This is a genomic window from Butyrivibrio sp. AC2005, from assembly GCF_000424145.1.
Classification (GTDB): Bacteria; Bacillota; Clostridia; order Lachnospirales; family Lachnospiraceae; genus Butyrivibrio.
In genome coordinates this window covers 1-20,568 of sequence record NZ_AUJI01000040.1, presented here as the reverse complement: position 1 = coordinate 20,568, position 20,568 = coordinate 1, and the positions used below count along the sequence as shown (strand labels likewise).

The 20,568-nt window shown below is 40.9% G+C and carries 15 protein-coding genes, 2 tRNA genes and 1 other annotated feature; of the genes, 7 read left to right on the top strand and 10 right to left on the bottom strand.

The window, feature by feature from the left end; all coding sequences use genetic code 11:
- Nucleotides 1–132: 132 nt before the first annotated feature.
- From G602_RS0112245 to G602_RS0112220, 6 genes are all read left to right on the top strand, one after another.
- Nucleotides 133–1,407 (top strand): BMP family lipoprotein, encoded by a 1,275-nt coding sequence (locus G602_RS0112245; RefSeq protein WP_330369167.1) that lies wholly within the window; start codon nucleotides 133–135, stop codon nucleotides 1,405–1,407.
- Between the two features lie 143 nt (nucleotides 1,408–1,550).
- A complete protein-coding gene (locus G602_RS0112240) occupies nucleotides 1,551–3,086 on the top strand; it encodes an ABC transporter ATP-binding protein (RefSeq protein ID WP_026659267.1) in 1,536 nt (511 codons plus the stop codon).
- A 2-nt stretch (nucleotides 3,087–3,088) separates the two neighbouring features.
- Nucleotides 3,089–4,246 (top strand): ABC transporter permease, encoded by a 1,158-nt coding sequence (locus G602_RS0112235; protein WP_044931992.1) that lies wholly within the window; start codon nucleotides 3,089–3,091, stop codon nucleotides 4,244–4,246.
- Nucleotides 4,247–4,250: 4 nt separating this feature from the next.
- Nucleotides 4,251–5,195 (top strand): ABC transporter permease, encoded by a 945-nt coding sequence (locus G602_RS0112230; protein WP_026659264.1) that lies wholly within the window; start codon nucleotides 4,251–4,253, stop codon nucleotides 5,193–5,195.
- Between the two features lie 19 nt (nucleotides 5,196–5,214).
- A complete protein-coding gene (deoC, locus tag G602_RS0112225) occupies nucleotides 5,215–5,874 on the top strand; it encodes a deoxyribose-phosphate aldolase (protein WP_026659263.1) in 660 nt (219 codons plus the stop codon).
- Nucleotides 5,875–6,026: 152 nt separating this feature from the next.
- A complete protein-coding gene (locus G602_RS0112220) occupies nucleotides 6,027–7,466 on the top strand; it encodes a prolyl oligopeptidase family serine peptidase (protein ID WP_049945205.1) in 1,440 nt (479 codons plus the stop codon).
- A gap of 77 nt (nucleotides 7,467–7,543) precedes the next feature.
- Here the strand turns inward: G602_RS0112220 and G602_RS0112215 are convergent, their stop codons facing one another.
- The 8 genes from G602_RS0112215 to G602_RS0112180 form a co-directional block, all read right to left on the bottom strand.
- Nucleotides 7,544–8,317 (bottom strand): SGNH/GDSL hydrolase family protein, encoded by a 774-nt coding sequence (locus tag G602_RS0112215; RefSeq protein WP_026659261.1) that lies wholly within the window; start codon nucleotides 8,315–8,317, stop codon nucleotides 7,544–7,546.
- Between the two features lie 180 nt (nucleotides 8,318–8,497).
- Nucleotides 8,498–9,991 carry a glucosyltransferase domain-containing protein gene (locus G602_RS0112210; protein WP_026659260.1) on the bottom strand — a complete coding sequence of 498 codons (1,494 nt, stop codon included), beginning with the start codon at nucleotides 9,989–9,991 and terminating at the stop codon, nucleotides 8,498–8,500.
- Nucleotides 9,992–10,111: 120 nt separating this feature from the next.
- Entirely contained in the window at nucleotides 10,112–13,303 is a 3,192-nt protein-coding gene (gene ileS, locus G602_RS0112205; protein WP_026659259.1) for an isoleucine--tRNA ligase, read from the bottom strand.
- A 39-nt stretch (nucleotides 13,304–13,342) separates the two neighbouring features.
- Nucleotides 13,343–13,576, bottom strand: a binding site (T-box leader).
- Between the two features lie 49 nt (nucleotides 13,577–13,625).
- Nucleotides 13,626–14,882: an SGNH/GDSL hydrolase family protein gene (locus tag G602_RS0112200; protein WP_026659258.1), complete on the bottom strand. Its 1,257-nt coding sequence runs from the start codon at nucleotides 14,880–14,882 to the stop codon at nucleotides 13,626–13,628.
- A gap of 16 nt (nucleotides 14,883–14,898) precedes the next feature.
- Nucleotides 14,899–16,395, bottom strand: coding sequence for an MBOAT family O-acyltransferase (locus G602_RS26410; RefSeq protein ID WP_049945204.1), 1,497 nt, complete (start codon nucleotides 16,393–16,395; stop codon nucleotides 14,899–14,901).
- Nucleotides 16,392–16,634, bottom strand: coding sequence for an acyl carrier protein (locus G602_RS0112190; protein WP_026659257.1), 243 nt, complete (start codon nucleotides 16,632–16,634; stop codon nucleotides 16,392–16,394). Before G602_RS0112190 ends, G602_RS26410 begins: the two co-directional genes overlap by 4 nt.
- A gap of 10 nt (nucleotides 16,635–16,644) precedes the next feature.
- A complete protein-coding gene (locus G602_RS0112185) occupies nucleotides 16,645–18,456 on the bottom strand; it encodes an HAD-IIIC family phosphatase (protein ID WP_026659255.1) in 1,812 nt (603 codons plus the stop codon).
- Nucleotides 18,443–19,399, bottom strand: coding sequence for a phosphatase PAP2 family protein (locus G602_RS0112180; RefSeq protein ID WP_026659254.1), 957 nt, complete (start codon nucleotides 19,397–19,399; stop codon nucleotides 18,443–18,445). The genes G602_RS0112185 and G602_RS0112180 overlap by 14 nt, the downstream gene beginning before the upstream one ends.
- Before the next feature lie 56 nt (nucleotides 19,400–19,455).
- On the opposite strand from G602_RS0112180, the gene G602_RS0112175 reads away from it, so the two are divergent.
- Complete coding sequence (locus G602_RS0112175; RefSeq protein ID WP_026659253.1) at nucleotides 19,456–20,370, top strand: tyrosine-type recombinase/integrase; 915 nt, start codon at nucleotides 19,456–19,458, stop codon at nucleotides 20,368–20,370.
- Nucleotides 20,371–20,373: 3 nt separating this feature from the next.
- Here the strand turns inward: G602_RS0112175 and G602_RS0112170 are convergent.
- Both G602_RS0112170 and G602_RS0112165 read right to left on the bottom strand, forming a co-directional pair.
- Nucleotides 20,374–20,446: transfer RNA gene (locus G602_RS0112170), tRNA-Gly, on the bottom strand.
- 49 nt (nucleotides 20,447–20,495) lie between these two features.
- Nucleotides 20,496–20,568 (bottom strand) — tRNA-Gly (locus G602_RS0112165).

Sequence of the window (20,568 nt, the reverse complement as noted above, 5' to 3'; positions counted from 1 at the left end):
TGTCAAAAGCGACAAAAACTCGCTATATATCTTGTGAAAAAGGTAAAAAATGATTATAATCACTCTTAAGTGTGATTAATTTCACACAATGATTCTAATGTTTATTTTATAAAGAAAGGGAGAAAAAACATTATGAAGAAGTTACTGGCTATGATGCTTACAGCATCACTTACATTCAGCCTTTCTGCTTGTGGCGGTTCTTCAACCGGAGCAGACAGCACAACTGACACTGCTGTAGAGGAGACATCTACAGAGGAGACAACTGAAGAGGCTACTGAGGAAGCTTCTACAGAGGAAACAACTGAAGAGACAACAGAGGAAGCTACAGAAGAAACTGAGGAAGCTGCTGATGAGACAGCTACAGAGGCTTCAGGCGATTACAAGATCGCTATGATCACAGACTCAGGTGACATCACAGATATGTCATTCAACCAGACAACATACGAAGCTTCCAAGGCATTTGCTGAGGCACAGGGTGTTGACTATCAGTACTACAAGCCCACAGAGGATTCAAACGAAGCTCGTACAGCTGCTTTTGATAACGCTGTTTCTGACGGTTACAACGTAATCATCGTTCCCGGATATCTTTTCGCTGACATGATCGCTTCTGTTGCAGAAGAGAATCCCGATGTAAAGATCATCGCTCTTGACTGCTCACAGGGTGACTTCGAAGGTGCCGGCATGGATGAGCTTCCCGAGAACGTTTGCTCATTCACATATCAGGAAGAGCTTGCCGGTTACATGGCTGGTTATGCTGTAGTTAAGGAAGGCTACACAAAGCTTGGCTTCCTTGGCGGTATGGCAGTTCCTGCAGTTATCCGTTATGGTTACGGTTTCGTTCAGGGTGCTAACGATGCTGCAAAGGATCTTGGCAACACAGCTGACGTTGAAGTTAACTATGTATATGGCGGACAGTTCTTCGGTGACGAGTCTGTTACAGCTGTTATGGATACATGGTATCAGGGTGGCACAGAGATCGTATTCGCATGCGGCGGTGGTATCTTCACATCTGCAGGCGAGGCTGCTAAGAAGGCAGGCGGTAAGGTAGTTGGTGTTGACGTTGACCAGTCAGGCACAATCGATGGTCTTTACGGCGATGGCATCTGCGTAACATCTGCTATGAAGGGTCTTGCAGCTACAGTTAACTCAACTCTTACAGATCTCTTCGCTGGTAAGTGGGATTCATACGCTGGCAAGATTGAGAACCTTGGTCTTGTTTCAGGTGATGATCCGTCACTCAACTATGTACAGCTTCCTACAGACACATGGAGAATGGAGAAGTTCACAGTTGATGATTACAAGACACTTGTTGGTTCTATGTTCTCAGGTGACATCACAGTTTCAAGCGATATCGAGGCTATGCCTGCTACTGATATCAAAGTAACTGAGTTTGATAACATCCACTAATCAATATTGACTGTAAAAAGCGTCTTTCCTTAGGGAAGGCGCTTTTTTTATGCATGGAAAAATGATAAACTAGATACTAAAGAACGAGTTCCTTTTGGAATTCATGTTTTTTGTGCAATAAACTATAGAAAGGTGTGCTACTTATGGAAGATTATGTAATTGAAATGTTGCATATCACAAAAGAATTCCCTGGCATTATAGCTAATGATGATATTACATTACAGCTTAAACGCGGGGAAATCCATGCACTATTGGGGGAGAACGGCGCCGGAAAATCCACTCTGATGAGTGTTCTTTTCGGTCACTATACACCTGAGAAGGGTGTAATCAAAAAAGATGGCAAGGAAGTTAAAATTGCCAATCCTAACGATGCTACAGCTCTTGGTATCGGAATGGTTCATCAGCACTTCATGCTGGTTGATATTTTCTCAGTTTTAGACAACATAATACTTGGTTCAGAGCCCAGTAAACTTGGCTTTTTGACAAAAGGCGAAGCCAGAAAAAAGGTTCTTTCTCTGTCAAACAAGTACAATCTCAAGGTCGATCCTGATGCTCTGATTGAGGATATCACTGTAGGCATGCAGCAGAGAGTTGAGATTCTCAAGATGCTCTACAGAGATAACGAAATCCTTATTTTTGATGAGCCTACTGCAGTTCTTACTCCTCAGGAGATTGATGAACTCATGAAGATCATGAAAAATCTCGCAGCTGAGGGAAAATCCATTCTTTTCATAACCCATAAGCTTAATGAGATCATGGAAGTAGCAGATCGCTGCTCTATCCTGAGAAAAGGTAAATATATCGGAACAGTAGATGTTAAGAACACCACAAAGGAAGAACTCTCTTCCATGATGGTAGGTCGTAACGTTAAATTTGCTGTTGATAAGGATGAAGCCAAACCTGCCGAAGAAGTACTCAGAGTTGAAAACGTATGCGTCAAGAGTAAGCTTCATGCTAATGACTCCGTTCACAATGTTTCCTTCAACGTCAGAGCAGGTGAAATTGTCTGCATAGCAGGAATTGACGGAAACGGACAGACTGAATTTGTAGGAGCACTTACAGGACTTGATGATATCGCCAGCGGAAAGATCACTCTCTGCGGAGAAGATATTACAAATAAGTCTATCAGATACAAAAACACCCACGGCATGAGCCACATTCCCGAAGACCGACACAAGCATGGTCTTGTGCTTGACTATTCACTAGAAGAAAACATGATTCTTCAGAGATATTTTGAACCTGCGTTTTCTCACAACGGTCTTTTGAAAAAAGGTGAAATGAGGAAATATTCGGACAGACTTTCGCAGGCTTTCGATGTTCGTTCCGGTCAGGGTGCTGCAACTATTGTAAGAGCCATGTCAGGTGGTAACCAGCAGAAGGCTATTATCGCCAGAGAAATGGACAGAAAGCATAAGCTCCTTATTGCAGTTCAGCCCACCAGAGGACTTGACGTAGGTGCTATCGAGACCATACACGAGGCTATTGTCAAAGAGAGAGATGCAGGTAATGCCATTCTTCTCGTATCACTGGAACTCGATGAAGTTATGAACCTCTCCGACAGAATTCTTGTTATGTACGAGGGCGAAATTGTTGGTGAGGTTGATCCCAAAACCACTACACTTCAGGAACTTGGTCTTTATATGTCAGGCGCTAAGCGCGACACAGGAAAGGAGGCATAAGCGTGGAAGAAAAAACAAGCATTTTCAGAAAACCCGGATTTCAAACGCTGCTGGCATCCATTTTGTGCGCAATACTTGGAATTTTGCTGGGATATGTAATTCTGCTTCTGATGAATCCTGCTCACGCTGCTGAAGGAATGTTTGCCATCCTTCGAAATTTCTTTAAATTTGCAGGTAATCAGAAAAAGCTCATGAGTGCAATGGGATCTGTTCTTGTAAAATCCGTACCTGTTATACTCTGTGCGGAAGCAATCCTGTTCGCTTTTAAAACAGGTCTGTTCAACATTGGCTGCGCAGGCCAATACACAGTTGGTATTATCGCAAGTCTCTATACAGCACTTGCCCTTCACTGGAACTGGATTCTCTGCGTTCTGGCAGCAATACTTGCCGGAGCACTTTGGGGATGCATCTGCGGCTTCTTTAAAGCTTACTGCAACGTTAACGAAGTTATTGCAGGCATCATGCTTAACTGGATTGCACTTTATATATGCAATATCATCCTTGGTGATAAGACCGTAATGAACACAACAAAGTCCGAAACCTACGCTGTTAAAGGCTCAAGTCTTCTTCCAGCCTTCCTCAGTGATTTCTTCGGAAAGAACAAATACATCACAATAGCAGTACCACTTACAATCGTTATTGCTATTGTCATCCTCTTTGTTCTTGGGAAAACAACCTTCGGTTATGAGCTCAAGGCTACCGGTCACAGCAAGGATGCTGCTAAATATGCAGGCATGAATGCAAAAAGAAATATAATCCTTAGCCTTGTTATCTCCGGTGCAATTTCCGGTATGGCAGCAGGTCTTTACTATCTGACAGGTATTGAACATTACAAGATAGCTTCATCCGTTCCGGGAATGGGATTCTCAGGAATCGCTGTTGCATTCCTGGGCGGCCTTCATCCTATCGGAACAATTTTTGCCGGACTTTTCGTAACCTATATTACTCAGGGTGGTCAGTACCTTAATACAAACTACTATAATCCTCAGGTTGCTGATCTGATGATAGCTATTATCATCTACCTGTGCGGATTTGTTCTGTTCTTTAAAACAGTTATGTCCAAGCCGGTTAACAAGCTTGGTAAACCGCCAAAGGCCAACGCCAACGCTGAACCAAATAAACCTGCCGACGACAAAACGGCTGATAAGAAGGAGGTGTAAGAATATGGCATTACTTATTCAATACACACTAATTTTCTCCGCTGTTTTGATCCTTGTAGCTCTGGGCGGTATGTTCTCTGAGCGAAGCGGTATTATTAACCTGGGTCTTGAAGGAATTATGGTTTTCGGAGCTATGGCAGGTGCCATGGTAATGGTTCTTCTTCCTTCCGATGCATCAAAGTTTACTATTGTCTCATTGACTATCATTGCAGCAGCTCTGGCAGGAATGGCTTCATCACTCCTTATCGCAGTTGCCTGCATTCACTTCAATGCTGACCAGACTCTTATCGGAACAGCTCTTAACATGCTTGCTACAGCATCTGCTACTGTTATTGTAAAAGCCTTTAACACAGCCAGATCAAACGGTTCGGATTTCTCAGCAAAGCTTGACTATGTAAGAGGTCACGATGCATTTATGTTCAGCATCGGACCATTGCAGCTCTCCTGGTTCGTTGTAGTTGCTGCAATACTTCTTATTGTTGCAATTGTAATGTTCTATAAAACAAAGTTTGCACTCAGACTTCGTGCCTGCGGCGAGCACCCTCAGGCTGCAGAATCAGTTGGTATCAGCGTTTACGCCATGAGATACTCAGGTGTAATCATTTCCGGATTCCTTGCAGGTATCGGCGGTATCATTTATATAGCAGCAGCTAACTCCACCTGGCATTTTGACTATGGTGTGGCAGGTGCAGGTTTCCTCTCTCTGGCAGTTATGATCTTCGGTCAGTGGAAGCCTGAGCGAATCGCCTGGTCCGCAGTACTGTTTGCAGTATTCAGATCACTGTCAAATGTATATATGGGTATTGGCTTCCTTCAGGCACTCCCCATATCAGGAACCGTTTATAACATCATGCCTTATGTAATCTCACTTCTTGTTCTTGCATTTACATCCAAGAATTCAAGAGCACCTAAGGCAGAGGGTATCCCTTATGACAAGGGTCAGAGATAATAGATAAAGAGGTAAATACATGGATATCAAGACAATTTTAAATCATTGTGATCACACACTTTTAAAGCAGGAAGCAACCTGGGATCAGATTAAAGAAATCGCTGACGATGCAATCAAATACAATACTGCATCCATCTGCATTCCTCCCTGCTACATCAAAAGAGCAAAGGACTATGTAGGCGATAAGGTTCAGCTCTGCACAGTTATCGGTTTCCCCAATGGAAACATGACAACAGCCACAAAAGTCTTCGAGACAAAGAACGCTCTTGCAAATGGCGCTGACGAGATTGATATGGTTATCAACATCGGTGAGCTCAGAGCAAAGAATTACGATTACGTTCTTAATGAAATCAAGGAAATCAAGGCTGCATGTGGCGACAACATCTTAAAGGTAATCATTGAGACCTGTCTTCTCACAGATGAAGAAAAAATCAAGATGTGTGAGCTAGTTACAGAGGCTAAAGCCGACTACATCAAGACTTCAACCGGTTTTTCAACTGCAGGCGCTACCTTTGATGATATTGCACTCTTCGCAAAACACATAGGTCCCGATGTAAAAATGAAAGCTGCCGGCGGAATCGGAAGCATCGCCGACGCTGAGAAATTCATGGAACTCGGGGCAGACAGACTTGGCACAAGCCGCATAGTTAAGATTGTTAAGGACGAAAATCTGCTCTAATTTGACCTTATATCAAAAACAGAGTATTTAAGTCAAAAATCTAACCCTCAAAAAAGGCAAGAATGATTCATTCAGTCAAATTCCGGCTCTTTTTTGAGGGTTCTTTTTATTATATCCTTTAACAAAACTTGGTATTGGGAGGAAGGATACTAATGAAAAGAAAAGTATTATCAACAGTATTAGCTCTTTCACTTGTATTAGGGTTAACTGCATGTGGATCAGCTAAAGCGGAATCACCTGCTGATGGTGATACGGCAAAAACGGAAGATAATTCCGCAGAACAAACATCTACAGAGGAAAAGGAGAACAAAGAAGATATGGGTAAATCATTAACAGGAACCCAGCGGGCTGTAATCGAGGGTCAGGACTGGGGTCCCGCGGTAGTAAAGACAATTGTGAAATTTGATGAAAAAATAAATGCAGATTCAGTTTCTGCAGATTCTTTTTCAGTAAAAGAAAATAAGGAAACCTTTAACTGGGCTGCACTTGCTGAAGGTTCAAAGGAAGATCCGTCCAAGCACATTGAATCCGAAGCAGCAAGAAAGGTTATAAACGCATATACAAGTGATGAAAACGGTGAAAAGTCCGCTGATTCTGAATATGTAACACTGGAACTTAAGTTTGGTCCCGAAGAAGGCTCGCCCTTCTGCTATGATCTGTTCAAAGGCAATAACACTATATGTTCCCCCTATGACCTTTCTGTTACATTAGCAGAAGGTTCATCACTTACCAATGAAGAGGGTAACACTATAGAATCCATTGAAATTGATAAAACAGTCGATTTTGCAGATGCTATTTATCCTCAGCTTGAAAAATCCGATATTACCGGGGAATTTAAGGGCGAAAAGTTCACCTTGAATTATGCATCCTATGAGCCCGAGGATGATGGACAAAAGCACCCCCTTGTAATATGGTTACATGGCGCAGGAGAAGGCGGAAATGATCCAAGGCTGAATACTCTCGGCAATGAAGTAACGGCCCTTTACAGCGACGAATTTCAAAGCGTAATGGGTGGTGCATATGTTCTTGCTCCCCAGTGCCCCACATTCTGGATGCAGTATGATGAAGCAGGAAACTGGATGGATAACAAAGGAGTAGATTCCATCTATCTTCCCGATCTTAAGGCGCTTATCGACTCCTATGTGGAGGCTCATTCAAATATTGACGCTGACAGAATCATCATAGGAGGCTGCTCAAATGGTGGCTATATGACTATGGATATGATCATGAACTATCCTGATTATTTTGCAGCTGCCTATCCTATTTGTGAGGCATATTCCGATACAGGAATTAAGGATGAACAGCTTGAAGCAATTAAGGATCTCCCGCTCTGGTTTGTTTACGCAGAAAATGACACAACAGTCGATCCAAAGATGTTCGAGGAACCCACTCTTAAGAGACTTGATGCAATAGGCGCAAATGTCCACAGAAGTATATTTGAGGATGTTCACGACACTTCAGATACCTTTAAAGGCCAGGATGGCAACGCTTATCAGTATATGGGCCACTGGTCATGGATTTACTTCTTCAACGGTGAATGTGAAGATAACGGCTTAAATATGTGGCAGTGGATGTCTGAGCAGCACAGATAAAAAGAGCATACTGTAACGCATAGTAAAAGAGGAAGGTGGTTGGCCTTCCTCTTATATTTTTATATCGGTTTATATAATTACTGAATTACTTTTTCTTCCGGAACTTTTGGAACTCCTGTACCATCAGGCTCTTCTTCAGTTGTAAATCCAAACTCACCAACCTTTTTAATAATCTGCTTTACTGTGTAGTTCCAAAGATCCACAGTAGGACTTGGAACGTAGTGAACACCATTATTCGATCTTGCTGTAACATGCTTTTTGGTATATGAATAGAGATTGATTGTCTCAACATGATTCTTCTTTGCCCATTTGTTCAAGCCCTTATTGAAGTTCTGCATGATACCATCATTGTAGTACAGGCAGTCTCCCAGATCTCCAAGCTTACTGTTATCTGAATAACCAATTGTGCAAAGCACCAGATGTCCGTGGGTCTTCTTATTCAGCTTCTTATAATATGAAGAATATTTATCAAAATTACCATGATCGTTAGCTCCCATCCAGGATACTATTACGTCGTAATTCTTTACATTAACTTTTTTTAATGTATTTTTCATATATCCAAAGGTAGCTCCGTCCTTTGCATAAACCGTTATGTTATTATAAACCTTGCCTTTTATCTCACTTTTGTCCGCATAGAACATATCTACTGTTCTTGAATCGCCGATAAAAAGCACCTTAACATTTTCATCTATGCAATTTTCAATATAATTCTTTACACTTGATTCTTTTGAAGCTTTTGCTGAAATAGCGAAGTTTGCATCTGATGCTGTTAATAAACAGGCACACAAAATAAATGATAACAAAATTGCAAACTTATCTTTGAATTTGGAAATCACGAAATTCTTCATCATATAAAATTCCCCCTACACCTGAAACCAGCGGATTTTACTGTCCGCTTTTGAACTTTTCTTACATTTCAAGTTTAAGGGATAAAAATGAAGATACCCTTTAGATAGGCTTAAGTATCAATTAAAAATAATAAAATCTTTTAGTTTAACAATAAATTATCCTTTTATAATTAAACTAAATTTTTAATAAATACAGATATGCAAAGTGTTTCCTTCAAATAAAAGCTGATCATCTGCGTATGTATCCCAGTTTATATTTTTATAATATTCTAAAAGCTCAGCATCCGGTTCACCCTCTTTATAGTCTGTACCAAGATAGTAATTTATCGAATATGTCCTGCTCCATCCCGTCGCCTGGGCTCTGATACTGGTTTCGGTTTTATCATATCCGGGTTCCTGCCAGGATCTCGCCATGTCACTGTAATAGCACAGGGTATCAACGGTATTGCCTGTCTCCTCCTCATATTCCTTTATTTTCTCCCCTATGATATTGCAAAGATATAAATCTGCCTGATTACATCTGTATCTTTCAAGAAAGCATTTCTGGAAAACAACATATTCAGACACACATATCACAGCAATCAGAAGAAAAGCTACTCCCTTAACAGCATTTTGGAAAATCTCTTTTTGTTCTTCTCCTTTAAACTCTGACAAAATATATATGAGGACTATTCCAAATACCGATGCATAGCTGTATACAACTCTCGGTAATACATCAGAATCGTTAAAGAAAACTACAGCAAAGCTTATTATCATACATCCAAGTATCTCATAGCCAATCAGTAAAAGTGATTTGATCCGGCCTTCCTTTTTCGCAAGAAGAAACAGGATTACCATAACAGCTAAAAGTATCTGCCATGTCCCAAAAGTTCCTTTAGACAGATATGAAAATTTATCTGTACTTATGCTTATTATTGCATCAAAAAGGGCCTTGAAAGAAGCAGTCAGGCCTTCTCTTCCTGACAGCCTTTCAACAGGAAATACAAACCTTGCAAGAATATATGCAATTCCCATGGGTATCGCATACATAAATCCGATATAAATATTCTTTTTTACAAAATCAGCAGCGTTTAATGCAATAAAAGGAAGACACAGTACCACATAGAGCGAGATAAGTGTCTGATACAAAAGAACAGACACAACCAGGCACAGGAAAACAAGGGCTGAGGAAAGGAGCTTTTTATCAGCAAAATATGACTTATTATCACCATCGTCACTGTTAAAAAGAATCTCGGTTAAATATACTGCACATACATTCAGGAAGATAACAAAGCAGAACATTCCCTTTTCTATAAAAAGAAAGAACTCCACAAAAAAAGGATTAACAATTGTCAGGAAAGAAATAAAAACAGCCAGAATATCATTTTTTATATATTTATTTATAACAACCGACAGAACAAATATGGATAATCCAATAAAAATAAAAGCACATAAATATGAAAACTGATATTTTATTCCGGAAGGAAGATGAAACATTTCTATCACGTAATACAAAAGCCCCTGAAGAACCCTGCCATTCTCATATACTTTCACCTTCCAGTTGTCATCCATCATAAGTGCAGCATATGAATCCGTTGCATATTCTATTGATCTGTCTATCCCGAAATAAATCAGCACAGCCAGATAAGAGCATATTATTTTAATCCTGTTATGCTTTATCCCCTTAATCAGTTCCATAAATCCTCCTGCGTTCATATATGAGATATCTATATAAAAATAACAGATGACCTCTTCCTGCATCAACTATATCATACAGGAAGAGATCATCTGTTTTAAATTATCTATGTCGTTTTTTAATTAAAGCTTCTCAACGCCAATTGTTACCTTTTCGCCGTTGATATCCCATTCCTTGGCATTTGCCACATCGCTGCCATAAACAATCTCTGTAGCCAGAACCTTGGTTGAGATGGACTCAGCGTTATCCTTAACAATCTGAGCAATCTTATCGTTGCCGTTTACAGACAGTTTGATGTGATCCATAACCTCGAAGCCTGAATCCTTACGCATTGTCTGAACCTTAGAGATTACCTCGTACATAAAGCCTTCGTTAAGGAGTTCCTCTGAAAGGTTAGTATCAAGGACAACGGTAATTCCGTGATCCTCTGTGCTCATGAAGCCTTCCTTCTGAGCCATATCGATAAGAAGATCGTCCTCAGTAAGCTCAACAGCTGTACCATTTACATCAAACTTAAGAGCTCCATTAGCCTTAAGCTCATCCATAGCGCTGTTTCCGTCAAGATTTCCTAAGTATTCTTTAATTCCGCCGAGTACCTTACCATACTTAGGTCCAACAGTCTTGAGCTGAGGCTTGAAGGTATATGTTGTGAAATCTCTTACGTCATCTGCAAAGATAACCTTCTTCACATTAAGCTCATCCTCAATGATTTCCTGATAGAACTCCGATACCTTCTTTTCAGCCTTAACATACATCTGTCCGATGGACTGACGGTTCTTGATAGCAGCTGCGTTACGGCATGCACGTCCAAGAACTACAATCTGAAGAACTTCATCCATGTTCTCTTCGAGATCCTTGTCAATGAAACTCTCATCCACTGCAGGAAAATCACAGAGATGGATTGACTCAGGAGCTGAAGTATCGCTTGTTCTTACGAGATTCTGATAGATTGATTCTGTCATGAAAGGAACCATGGGAGCTGCTGCCTTACATACATTTACAAGTGCTGTGTAAAGTGTCATGTAAGCAGAAATCTTATCCTGTTCCATTCCCTTAGCCCAGAAACGCTCACGGCATCTTCTTACATACCAGTTTGAAAGGTCATCAACAAATGCATCCAGTGCCTTTCCTGCTTCAGGTATTCTGTAATTCTCAAGGTTCTTATCAACCTCACCGATCATGGTGTTCATCTTGGAAAGAATCCATTTATCCATTACAGTGAGCTTATCCTTCTCAAGTGTGTACTTGGAAGCATCAAAACCATCAATATTTGCATAAAGCACGAAGAACGCATAGGTATTCCACAGTGTTCCGAGGAACTTTCTCTGACCTTCCTGAACGGTCTTTCCTGCAAATCTTGAAGGAAGCCAGGGAGCAGAGTTTGTATAGAAATACCATCTGATCGCATCTGCACCGTATTTCTCAAGAGCCTCAAACGGATCAACCGCGTTGCCCTTTGACTTACTCATCTTCTGTCCATTCTCATCCTGCACAAGGCCGAGTACTATAACATTTTTAAATGCAGGCTTGTTGAAAAGAAGTGTTGCCTCTGCGTGAAGTGAGTAGAACCAGCCTCTTGTCTGGTCTACAGCCTCTGAAATGAACTGAGCAGGGAACTGCTTCTCGAAAAGCTCCTTGTTTTCAAAAGGATAGTGGAGCTGAGCGAAAGGCATTGCTCCTGAATCGAACCAGCAGTCGATAACTTCCTTAACTCTGTGCATCTTCTTACCACACTTAGGGCAAGTGATTTCATATTTATCAATGTAAGGTCTGTGAAGCTCACAGGTCTCTGCAGAAGGATCTCCCGAAAGCTCAGCAAGCTCTTTTCTTGATCCTACTGAAAGCTGATGTCCGCAGTCATCACACTCCCAAATGTTAAGAGGTGTTCCCCAATATCTGTCACGTGAGATACCCCAGTCCTGAATGTTCTCAAGCCAGTCACCGAAACGTCCCTTACCGATTGACTCAGGAACCCAGTTGATCTCCTTGTTGTTTCTGATAAGGTCATCCTTAACCTCTGTAACCTTGATGAACCATGAAGAACGTGCATAGTAAAGAAGCGGTGTACCACATCTCCAGCAATGAGGATAATCATGCTCCATCTTAGGTGCTGAGAAGAGAAGACTTCTGCCATCAAGATCCTTTAATACCTCGGGATCTGCACTGATTGCCCCCTCTTCAATTTCCTTCTCTGTAGGCTTACATCTGTAGCCTGCAAAAGGAGTCTCAGGCTTAAGTCTGCCTTCACCATCAACCATCTGTACAAGAGGAGCGTCATATTTTCTACCAACACGGGCATCATCTTCACCGAATGCAGGAGCGATATGTACGATACCTGTACCATCTGACATTGTTACGTAGTTGTCGCAGTAGATGAAGAATGCCTTCTTGTGCTGCTTTTCTGTCTCATCGGCAGCACACTGATAAAGAGGCTCATACTCTTTATACTCAAGGTCTGTACCTACATAGGTCTCAAGAACCTCGTATGCCTTCTCGCCTTCTTCCTTAGCCAGGCCGCCAAGCACTGTATCTGCAAGTGCTTCTGCAAGATAATATGTATAACCATCTGCAGCCTTAACCTTTACGTACTTCTCATCAGGGTTTACGCAAAGACCGATGTTTGAAGGAAGTGTCCAGGGTGTTGTTGTCCATGCAAGGAAATATGCGTCCTCACCCTTAACCTTAAAGCGAACAACTGCTGTACGCTCCTTAAGAGTCTTATAGCCCTGTGCAACCTCGTGGGATGAAAGAGGTGTACCACAGCGAGGGCAGTACGGAACTACCTTGAATCCCTTATAGAGAAGTCCCTTTTTCCAGATCTCGTTAAGAGCCCACCACTCAGACTCAATGAAATTATCATCATATGTGATGTAGGGATGATCCATATCAGCCCAGAATCCGACTGTGCCGGAGAAATCCTCCCACATTCCCTTATATTTCCATACGGATTCCTTACATTTCTTGATGAAAGGCTCCATACCATACTCTTCAATCTGCTCTTTTCCATCAAGACCAAGAAGCTTCTCAACCTCAAGCTCTACCGGAAGACCATGTGTATCCCAGCCTGCCTTACGGGGAACAGTATAACCCTTCATTGTACGGTATCTCGGGATCATATCCTTGATGGCACGTGTAAGAACGTGTCCGATATGAGGCTTACCGTTTGCAGTCGGAGGTCCGTCATAGAACATATACATCTCACCCTTACTGCGGGTGTCTACACTCTTCTGGAAGATATCCTGGTCTTTCCAGAATTTCTCAACTTCCTTCTCGCGGGCGACAAAATTCATATCAGTGTCAACCTTTTTATACATTTGAGACTCCTTTCAAAATAAAAAAATCCCGTCCTCTGTAAAAAGGACGAGATTATTACTCGCTGTACCACCTGTTTACACATACTCCCCGAATTTACGGTTTTATATGACTCTCATTTACGGTGAGATTCCGTCATGATCTACTAAAATAAAAACGTTCGAACATGCAGCTCAGAAGTGATTTTCAATGTTTTGTACTCGCACCTGCTCGCACCGTCCGCAGGCTCTCTGCAGCTTTTCAAAAACACTTACTGTCTTCGTCATAGCTTTTTCTATGAAGTTACGATTTATTTTATGCATACGGATAAAAAAAGTCAAGACATCAGTATTCCAAAGTGCAAATTTCTTCACCGGTATCGGCAGACGTGACTTTTATTCTTATCTTCACAGTCTGCAAGGAATCAGATGTATTAACTTCTGCCAGGCCTTCACCTGTAAGCTGATCAAGCAGCATCTGATCAACTGAATCCTTATCATATCCGGGTGAAATCTCTATGTATGAATAATAGTTATTATTGTATAAATTCATGAGGGCTGTCCTGGCATCTGCGGATTCCTTCATAATATTCGAAATAAAATCCCTGTATTTACCATAGGTCTCATTCCACAATACTGAATATTTCCCATCATTGCGGTGATCTATAACCTCAGAATTTGATGTGAGATAATTCCCAATCCACGCTGTGACCTTACGCGCTCCGGAGGGATTTAGATGTCCTCCTCCATCGGTATAATCAGTAAAATAGTTTATAAGTCCTTCTTCATATATAAGATTCACATATGGCACTGCCATTTCTCCCGCAATTCTGTAAACCTCGTTTGCTGCGCGCTGTTCTGCTTCGTCAACTCCGGCCGGTAAAAACATCAGCATCGGCTGAATATCATTTTCCCTGCAAAGCTCCACAAATTTTCTAATGTATTCATGCCCTGTGGTTTCTATTCCGTCATTTCCACTATCCTGTGAAACAAATTCGGGCACAGCATCGACAGAGCTTATTAAAGATTCATATTCTGCACCAAAGGTCGGCCAATGCTCCTGAGAAAATGCCTTTTTCAATGCCTCCCCGTCTATATCCTTCCAGCCGGCATGATATACATAATAAGGAAAAAGCATTTCAAGCTTTGCCTTCGTATCAGGAAAAAGAACATTCACAGCCTCAATCTTTTCTTCAGTCAGGGGAAATGCATCCATATAGTGGTGAGCCAGACTATAATCCCAGATAATATCATTTTTATCTGACAAAATGACATCTAGAACCGCGATTTTCGGTTTATGATATTTTATTGCCATTTTAAGCATATAATAGCTGGTAGGAAGCGAACAGTTCGGGCCTCCCATGTTGTAAGACGTTATGCCAAAATCCTTCCATAGCTGCATAGGATATATACCGTTCTGTGTATGGCTTGCTCCAAAAAACATCACATCATAGTCAGTATCTTCATTAAAAAACTGCTCATATTTCACATGACCATACTCCACTCTGGATGCCCTGTAAGAAATCATAAACACAGTAAAGACAAGCACCAAAACCAGAATACAGCCTGTTATTCTATTAATATACTTTTTAAATAATCCCATTTTTCATTTGCCTTCGTCAAAAGCCCTGATATATGAATGATCCTGCAGAAAATCCCGGTCCGTACATTCCGAATATCATCACGCTGCAGATTAGAAGGGCCCAGATAATTGATTTCGCGATAATGTTCATTTCACTTATTTGTTCACGTATGCTTCCTTTCTGCATAAAAAGCTCTGCCACAAATAAAACGAACAGGCTCACAAATGCCACGGTTATATCCGGCACATCGAGTCCAAGTGATGTGATGCCCTCAGCGCTGAAAATTCCGACATTTCCGCTAAACATGCCTCTATACATATTTAGAGCAGTCACTGTGGAATCCGCCCTGAAAAAGACAAAGCCTGAACAGAGAAGCAGAAAAGTTCTCACTCTGCAAAATACTACATACCACTTTGTATCTGCTTTTATTCCCACTTTTTCATGAAGCTTTTTTAACCATGGCTCATTTATCTGTCCGCATATCATATAGCAGGCGTGCAAAAGACCTGAACCTATAACATATTTTAATAATCCGCCATGCCAGTAGCCTATTAAAAACCACAGTATCAGAAGCCCCGGCCATACACCCACCTTCTTGCCGGCTTTCCTGCCGAATTTCTTTCTGCAAAAATCTGAAAACTTCACCATCAGATCCGTCTTCTGAAGCGGATACATTATATAATCCTTAAACCAGGTACCAAGGGATATATGCCATCTTCTCCACAGTTCACTCTCAGAAGCGGCATAAAAAGGTGTCCTGAAGTTTTCCTCCAGGGTTATTCCCATAGCCTCCGATACGCCGAGAACTATATCCATACATCCTGAAAAATCGGTATAAAGCTGAAAAGCAAAGCAGATAACCGCAAATATAATATACAGTCCGGAAAAGTTCTCATAATCTCCGTAAACAGTATTTACTATAATCGCAAGCCTCTCTGAAATAACAAGCTTCTTGAAAAAGCCCCAGATAATTCTCTCTATTCCAAAAGTAATCTTTTTATAATCAGGTCTGATCTTTTCCTTAAAATTCGCATTGAATTCCTTATACCTGATAATAGGGCCTGAGGTCATGGCAGGAAAAAAGCCTGCATAAGAAACAAATTCAAAAGGGCTTTCCACCGCTTCAAATTTTCCCCAATACACATCTATCAGGTAGCTTAAGAGGATCAGCGTGTAAAAGGATACACCAAAGGGTGCTCTCACCTTGTAGAAATACTGATACCTTGTCACAAAGAGAATAACAACGTTAAGTATAAGCGGGCACCAGAATCCTATTTTTTTTAGAGAATCCCCACTTTTTGATATCACAAGGCTCCCCAGATAAACAGCCGCTGCTCCGACTCCCCATAATAGGACAGAGTAAGCCCCTCCCGCAAAAAGTAAAAATGCCAGATTGGCCACAGATATCCATATTCTCTTAGCCTTTGCAGGAAAAATATAGTAGACGAAAATAACCGCAAAGATGAACAATAAAAACTCTGCGGATATTAACGACATTTGATATTCGGATATAAGATCAAAAAGAATTCTCATTTCAGATGCTCACTGATGGCTGTAACCATTTCCCCAACATTTTTCATCTCGGAGGTCTCACCCATTGTAAATTTGATGCCAAACTCTCTTTCAATGGCTACAAGCAGGTTTATGTGCTCCAGAGAATCCCAGTCCTCAATATCTGCAGCTGTAGTCTCATCCGTCACAGTGATGTCATCGTCATCAAAATACTCACAAAATACTTCATTTAATCTCCCAAAAATCTCTTCTCTTTCCATTTTTTTCTCCTTATTCCACAACAATAACTTTATTTCTCACTCCTCTGTCAGAAAAGCCTTCCTTCTTTTCATCAAGAACAAGCTCAAATACAATGTCACCCTTCTCTGATTCGGAAACCTTAGTAAATCCCTGTAAATCATAGAAGTCCTTTACCATCCCGTTCTTGGCTGTAGGGTAATAATATCCTATGATGCGCTTTATTCCCCTGCTGTTACACTCAGCAATCATCTTATCCATCATGGCAAATTCCATATCTCTTTTCAGAACTCTGCAGCTCATAAGCCACAAATCGATGTGGAAGACTGCCTTGTCCTTTTCATCTATATGACCAAAGGCTACGGAAACCACTCCGTTATCCCCGAATCTGTCTCTAAGAGCGCCGTACAGAGTAATATAATTGTCATTTGCAGCATAGGATTCTATCTCAGCCTGCGAGCATCTTTTTGTCGTCAGATTAAACTGATTGGACTTATTCGTAAGCTGGGCAATCCTCGCCATGTACATATCTTCAAAAGGTGCTATATGTGCCTTCATCTCAAGAGATTTAAGATACTCTCCGTAATCGGCAAAACTCTTCTGGAGCTTACCTCTCTCAGCATTGGCCTTGTACATCTCATTTCTCTTAAGGTCATCCTCTGACAGTGATGTCACCTCAAAATATCCGCCCCTGTCAATCTCCGTAATATAATGCTCGGGAACTGAAAGCTCCGGAACCGCTGCTCCGCCCACCTGCTCTCTTACTATATGTCTCTCTGCAGGATTATCATCAACAAAAACAAAGGCATCCTCACCTATATTAAGCTCCTTCGCAAGTGCCTTCAAATTCATATCCTTGGGATCCCAATTTGCCTTTATATCAGAGAAATCATCAGGCGAAAGCACACTGTCGGGTCTCTTTAATCCTGCCAGCGCGTTTTCCTCCTCATTCTTGGAGTCAACAGTAAGCAGTACGCCTATATCCCTGTGAGCTTTAATATACCTCTGAAATTCACTGTATAACTGGGCCTTTGGTGTCTCCTGACCGATTTCGATATTCTCCGGTCCGTCATCTCCTACTATTCCGCCCCAAAGCGTATTATCGAGATCAAGTGCAAATGCTTTTTTATTCTTTCCATATATTGATCCGATAATATTTGACAGATTATATGCAAATTCAGGAATAGCCGGAACACACATAATATATTTATACATGTGATAGTAATACGGATCCGACCACTTCTGAAGACCGTATGAGGCCGCCATAAATGCAATATCATTTATGAAAAAGTTTTCATGCGCTCTTGCGTAATCGTAAAATTTGGAATTTAGCCTCTGAACAAAGCTGTGAAGTCCGTGTACATCTACAACATCCCTGTTTCCAAGCAGTCTGTAAAACGGCTGTTCAAAGTTATTCTGGATTATGGGACATCCGTATTTTTCCCTGATCTTATTCCATAATTCTTCAAAATGACCGTATTCAGCATTAAGTGCCTCTTCTATTTCAGCGGCACTCATTTTCACATTAGGAGTATTTCTTATGTTCCTTGTACTTGTATGGATAAATATGATGTCCGGCTTAAACCCGGAAAGACCGCCTGCGTCAAACATCACATCTTCCCAATACATATTGTATTCAGACTCATAAAAAACCGGCCTTATTCCTTTGTTTAAAAGAAAAAGCTCAAGCATCTCTATAATGCCATGAGTAGTTGAACCTCCAAGAACAGCAATTCTCTTTTCCGGGAGATTTATCCCCTCCGTTTCTTTTCGTATTGCCTTTCTGATAGCTCTTTTTCTTGTCAGTAAATCCTCTGAATCAAACGGATAATCAAGCTCTCTCATTTATTTCCCCAACCTTGTTTTTCGTAAACAATTTGTTAAACAGCTTAAAAAGCATAGGGTATACCCCAATCAAAATAAAGGTAATTATGGCATACCTGAAAAATCTTACAACAAAAGATGCCATAGTATCAGACGACAAAAATTCGCTCGAAAACGGAAGCTTTAAAAGTTTATTTAACAAGGCATATATAGCAAATCCCAGGGCCATTCTCAGTAATATTTCCAAAAGCTGCTTTGTCTCCTCAAAATTTACAAAACGCTCTTCAAACTCTGTCGCAAGATAAAAGCCTGCCATAACACCCATTCCTGTGTAGTAATCCGTGGTTTTACAATAGAAAAAGCCTATCGCACAAACAAGAAAAATAACAAGATTTACTATCGGGCGCTTTGCCTTACCCACCTTTTTATATATTACAGGGAATGTGAAAACAATTATTGTGCCTAAAAGCCATCCAACCATTACATCTGTTGGATAATGTACGCCAACCACGACTCTTGAAATTCCTACCAGGATAGGAATGATCATGGCCAGGATTACAAATAGTTTCTTACTCACATACCTGGCTATGGATCCATACACAATGGTTGAGTTCATCGAATGCGCACTGGGAAAAGAAAAACCCTGCGCAGCAATGTCATTTATATCCTCACCCTTTTCAACAGGTCTGTAACATTCAATCCCCTCATGATCAAAATAAGGTCGCCTTCTAAGCGCTACATTTTTAATCAGACCGTTAAGCACAAGACCAATTATGGTATTCTGCATAACAAATCTGCCAAATCTCTTATCATAACCCCAGTATAAGAAACTTAATACAATAATAAGTATAGCTTCGCCAAATGCTGAAAAATGCGAGATGAGTCCTATTCCGGTCTCACCAAGAAACTTCTGAAGCCACATCATAAGAGCAGGCTCAAAATCAAAATAAAAGGTATTTCCCATCAACAAATACTCCTATAAAACCCAAAAACAAAACAACGATTCTATTTTAGCAGAAATTGAAGGTAAATAAAAACCCCGGACATAATCCGGGGACAAGGCACAAAAAGAGCGATAGACGGGGCTCGAACGAGTCCACAATTTACAAAGAAAGGAAACACAAGGCTTCTAATTATAATCAGAACTGCGATATCTCTGCTAAATCATCAGATGAAAAAATTTTTACAGATGAAGAAATAGATATGATTATAGCAAGGGTCAGAACAGAAATGAAGGATAAAGATTATGATTTCATTGGTTATGCAATTCTCTTTTCTATAGAGACCGGAGTCCGTGTGGGTGAAATTGCTGTTCTTAAATGGGAAGATATCACAGTTAAGGGTATTCATATTCACAAGCAACAACGAAAAACTAAGGAACCCGGTAAAAAGGCAGTGCTCGAAGAATTACCATATACCAAGAATGAACGTAGACATCCCAAAGGGGGTAGATATTTCCCTATTACTGATAAGATAGCTAGTATTCTCAATGAAATCAAATCCAAACAAGAAGAATATGGTATTAACTCTGAGTATATCTTTGGCCAAGAAGACGGTACATGGTTTGACAAGGATATATACGCCCAACGGCTAAGAAGACTATGCGAGCGAATGGGTTACGATATTACCAACAACCATGCTTTCCGAATGAGTCTTAACAGTAATGTATTTATTGACAAATTGAATTTACCAGTTACGAAGAGGGCTGCGTTATTAGGTCATTCTGTAGCAACTAATGAAAGATACTACTCTCACATGAAGTCACAGAGTACTGAAGATGTTAAAGAACTTCTTAATAACCTTAACAGCAGAAATATTGAAAGTAACAATACAACTGAGAAGACTCACTCAAACTCACTCAATAATATAGTAGTTTTTCCAAAAAGAAAAAGCTCCGAAATACTTGAAAAATCAAGAAATCTCGGAACTTCCTAAGCGAGCGATAGACGGGGCTCGAACCCGCGGTCTCCACCTTGGCAAGGTGGCGCTTTACCAACTAAGCTACTATCGCGTATATGTAAACGAGCCAAGCTCGATTACCACAGTATTGAGTTTTGAAGAGCGATAGACGGGGCTCGAACCCGCGGTCTCCACCTTGGCAAGGTGGCGCTTTACCAACTAAGCTACTATCGC